This is a genomic window from Streptomyces hainanensis, assembly GCF_004348415.1.
In the GTDB taxonomy this organism is placed as follows: Bacteria; Actinomycetota; Actinomycetes; order Streptomycetales; family Streptomycetaceae; genus Streptomyces; species Streptomyces hainanensis.
Window position 1 is genome coordinate 1 of sequence record NZ_SMKI01000671.1, and the last position, 3013, is coordinate 3013.

Consider the following 3013-nt stretch of genomic DNA (forward strand, 5'->3'; position numbering starts at 1 on the left):
AGGCGGGGGTGGCGGGGAAGGCGCGCTGGGTGCGGGCCCGGGCCGAGGAGTTGCCGGCCGGGCTCGGGACGTTCACCGTCGCGACCCTCGCCCAGTCGTTCCACTGGATGGACCAGGCCCTGGTGGCCGCCACCCTCCGGGACATGCTGCGGCCCGGCGGGGCGCTGGTGCACATCTCGGACCTCAAGACCGAGACGGAGCCCCGATCGTTCGGCGGCCTCCCCCACCCTGCCGTGTCCTACCCGGCGGTGGACGACCTGGTGCGGCGGTATCTGGGGCCGGTCAGGCGGGCCGGCCAAGGGGTGCTGCCGCAGGGAACTCCCGGTGGGGAAACCGGCGTTCTCCGCCGGGCCGGGTTCGCCGGGCCCGAGCGCCATGTGGTGCCCGGCGGCCAGGCGCTGGAACGTACGGTCGACGACGTCGTCGCCGGGGTGTTCTCGATGTCGTTCTCGGCCCCGCATCTGTTCGGCGCGCGCCGCGACGACTTCGAGGCGGAGCTGCGTCGCCTGCTCGGCGACGCGTCGCCCTCGGGGTGGTTCTCCGAACGTCAGCCCAGCACCGAGGTCTTCGTCTGGTGGCGGGACGCGGCAGGTCGCGACGTCAGCAGTCGCAGCTGACGGCGGAGTCGGCGGCGGGGGCGGTGGCGGAGACCGGGACGGTCAGCGGGTCGGCCGCGCGCCGCTCGGTGCCGTTCGCGGTCTCGACCGGGAGGCCCTCGCGGATCCAGTACTCGATGCCGCCGATCATCTCCTTGACGCGGTGGCCGAGTCGGGCGAGGGCCAGCGCCGCGCGGGTGGCGCCGTCGCAGCCGGGGCCCCAGCAGTAGGTGATGACCGGGATCGCCGGGTCGAGGAGGCTCGCGGCCCGGGTCGGGATGTCGGCGGTGGGCAGGTGGACGGCGCCCGGCACCCGGCCCTGCCGCCAGCCGGCGTCGCCGCGCGAGTCGACCAGGACGAAGCCGGGGTCCCCGGAGGCCAGCGAGGCGTTGACGTCGGAGACGTCGGCCTGGAAGGCGAGGCGGGCGGCGAAGAAGGCGACGGCCTCGGCGGGCGCGGCGGGCGGCGTGCGCAGCGCGGGGCTGACGGAGCGGGTGTCGGTCATGGCGGGAACGCTACGGGCCCCGGACCGACCACGGAACGGGCGATCGACGGCGTACAACGGATAGGGCCGTGGATGCCGTGGTAGAAATCGTCCATGGCCGCTGATTCCTTCGACGAGACCGACATGCGCGTTCTGGACGCCCTCCAGCGGGACGGGCGGGCCAGCTACGCCGAGTTGGCCCGCGCCGTCGCCATGTCGCCCAGCGCCGTCGCCGAGCGCGTGCGGCGTCTGGAGGAGAGCGGCGTGATCCGGGGGTATGCGGCCGTGGTGGACCCGGAACGGCTCGGCTACGGCGTCCTGGCGTTCGTCCGCCTCCGCTATCCGACACCCAACTACAAGCCGTTCCACGATCTGGTCGCGGTGATGCCCGAGATCCTGGAGGCCCACCACGTGACCGGCGAGGACTGCTTCGTGCTCAAGGTGGTCGCCCGTTCCATGCGTGACCTGGAGGCCACGGTGGGCCGGATCGCCGGGCTCGGCTCCGTGACGACGAGCGTCGTCTACTCCAGCCCGCTGCCCGGCCGCGCGATCACCGTCCGGGCCTGACGCGTCGGCGGAAGGCGGTCACCCTCGGCGATCGCCCCCGGCGGTCACCCCCGGCGGTCACCCTCGGCGGGCGAGCAGGTAGGCGCGCCGGGTCTCGGCCTCGTGCGGGTAGGGAACGCGCTCCAGGCTCGCCTCCACCGTGAAGCCCGCTTCCGCCAACAGCCCCGCGACACGGGCCGGGTCAAGGAAGTGGAAGTCCACGTCCACGGGATGGCCCCACCACTCCCCCAGGTGTCGGACCTCGTCCCCGACGTGGAAGGCGAGCAGCAGCGGGCCGGCCGGGCGCAGCACCCGCCGGGCCTCCGCGAGGGCGCGCGGCAGGTCGGTGGGGGCGAGGTGGATGAGCGAGTAGAGGGCGACGGCGGCGCCGAACTCGCCGGCCTCGGCCGGTAGCGCCCGCAGGTCGCCCTCCCGGAACTCGACCTCGGGGTAGCGCTCGCGGCCGAGGGCCACCATGCGGCTCGACAGGTCGACGCCGACGGCGCGGGCGCCGCGGTCGGCGAGCCAGGCCGCCACGTGGCCCGGGCCGCAGCCGAGGTCCGCGATGGGGGCGCCGGGTTCGGCCCGCTCCAGCAGCGCGGTGAGCAGCGCCCGGTCGAGCGGCTTGCCGGCCAACTCGTCGTGCAGCCGGCCCGCGTACTCCTCGGCCACCGTGTCGTAGCTGCGCCGCACCCCGTCGTCGTTCAGCCGTCCCCCCATGCGGACAGGATGCCACCCGGCGTGCCCCGGGCGGTGGGGCGCGGGGTCAGGGCGCGGCCCACCGGGCGATGGCCCCGATCTCCAGCGCGGCGTGCACCGCGCCGTCCGGGCCGACGGTCAGGCCGTGCGGCTCGGGGTTGGGCGGCCCCGGCAGCTCGTGCTCCTCGACGCGGCCGTCCGGCGTGATGGCGGCGAGGCGGCCGGCGCCCCACTCGGTGAGCCAGAGGCGGTCGGTCGCCGCGGCGATGGCGTGCGGGCGGCAGGCGCGGTCGGGCAGCGGGAACTCGGTCACGGCGCCGTCGACCGTGACGCGCCCGACCTGGCCGGCGGCGATCTCGACGAACCACAGGGCGCCGTCGGGGCCGGCCGTGATGCCGACCGGAGCGGCGGCCTCGGTCGGCAGGGGGTGGATCGTGGTCTCGCCGGCGACGGTGAGCCGCCCGACGGCGTTGGCCTGGTTGAGCGTGAACCAGAGCGCGTCGTCTGGCCCGGCCACGAGGGCCGACGGGTAGGCCCCGGTGAGCCCGATCGGGAACTCGGTCACGCTGCCGTCGACGGTGACGCGGCCGATCCGGTCGGCGTTGAGCTCGGTGAGCCAGAGGGCACCGTCGGGGCCGGCCGCGAGGGAGTAGGGGCCGGCGTCACCCCGGCCCTGGCCGACGACGAC

5 protein-coding genes are annotated in these 3013 nt (G+C 75.6%); 2 read left to right on the top strand and 3 right to left on the bottom strand.

Annotated features, from left to right (window positions below):
- On the top strand, positions 1-617 hold a 617-nt coding region (locus tag E1283_RS34455; RefSeq protein WP_132822102.1), incomplete at its 5' end, for a class I SAM-dependent methyltransferase.
- Here E1283_RS34455 and E1283_RS34460 read toward each other — a convergent pair.
- Positions 601-1101, bottom strand: coding sequence for a rhodanese-like domain-containing protein (locus E1283_RS34460; RefSeq protein WP_132822103.1), 501 nt, complete (start codon positions 1099-1101; stop codon positions 601-603). The two genes, E1283_RS34455 and E1283_RS34460, sit on opposite strands and share 17 nt — an antisense overlap.
- A 93-nt stretch (positions 1102-1194) precedes the next feature.
- Between E1283_RS34460 and E1283_RS34465 the strand changes: the two genes are divergently transcribed.
- Positions 1195-1647: an Lrp/AsnC family transcriptional regulator gene (locus E1283_RS34465; RefSeq protein WP_132822104.1), complete on the top strand. Its 453-nt coding sequence runs from the start codon at positions 1195-1197 to the stop codon at positions 1645-1647.
- Positions 1648-1704: 57 nt separating this feature from the next.
- Here E1283_RS34465 and E1283_RS34470 read toward each other — a convergent pair whose 3' ends face one another.
- Together E1283_RS34470 and E1283_RS34475 are read right to left on the bottom strand one after the other, a co-directional pair.
- Entirely contained in the window at positions 1705-2346 is a 642-nt protein-coding gene (locus E1283_RS34470) for a class I SAM-dependent methyltransferase (RefSeq protein ID WP_132822105.1), read from the bottom strand.
- Positions 2347-2392: 46 nt separating this feature from the next.
- Positions 2393-3013 (bottom strand): Vgb family protein (locus E1283_RS34475; RefSeq protein ID WP_132822106.1); only part of this gene is annotated, 621 nt, incomplete at its 5' end.

What these genes read in the sequence shown, in the direction of transcription:
- E1283_RS34460 (WP_132822103.1), bottom strand. Translation starts at nt 1,101, where the DNA reads ATGACCGACACCCGCTCCGTCAGCCCCGCGCTGCGCACGCCGCCCGCC.
- E1283_RS34465 (WP_132822104.1), top strand. Translation starts at nt 1,195, where the DNA reads ATGGCCGCTGATTCCTTCGACGAGACCGACATGCGCGTTCTGGACGCC.
- E1283_RS34470 (WP_132822105.1), bottom strand. Translation starts at nt 2,346, where the DNA reads ATGGGGGGACGGCTGAACGACGACGGGGTGCGGCGCAGCTACGACACG.